This is a genomic window from Thermoplasma sp. Kam2015 (genome assembly GCF_003205235.1).
In the GTDB taxonomy this organism is placed as follows: Archaea; Thermoplasmatota; Thermoplasmata; order Thermoplasmatales; family Thermoplasmataceae; genus Thermoplasma.
In genome coordinates, this window is sequence record NZ_QJSM01000055.1 from 1 (window position 1) to 465 (window position 465).

The following is a 465-nucleotide window of genomic DNA, read 5'->3' on the forward strand; positions in this document are numbered from 1 at the left end:
TGGAGATAGGCTATGAAAACGATGAGAACTGAACAGATCTTTATCCATGATAATGGCGTAATATCCAGAATGTGCCATGTATCAAAGAACCTATATAATCAGGTAAATTATATCCTAAGAAACCAGTTCTTCAATAAGGAAAAATTATCATCATACAAGGATCTTGCAAAACAGTTTTCAAAACCATCAGGTATAGAGGAAAACAACAACTTCCAGAAACTGCCAGCACAGACAGCACAGTGGACAATTAAGAAGGTCAAGGAATCATGGAATTCCTTCTTCAGGGCATTAAAAACATACAAAAAACATCCAGAACTATTCGATGGAATTCCGAAACCACCAAAATACAAGAATAAAGATGGAGAATTTATATTAATATTCACAAACCAGCAGTGTTCTATTGATAATGGAATATTAAAATTCCCAAAAATCATGGATCTGGAGGTGAAGACAAGATTAGATGAT

General features: G+C 34.2%; 1 pseudogene. It reads left to right on the top strand.

Features of this window, described 5'->3' with window-relative positions:
* Positions 1-12: 12 nt before the first annotated feature.
* A pseudogene (locus tag DMB44_RS09165) lies at positions 13-465 on the top strand (RNA-guided endonuclease TnpB family protein); the annotation flags it as partial.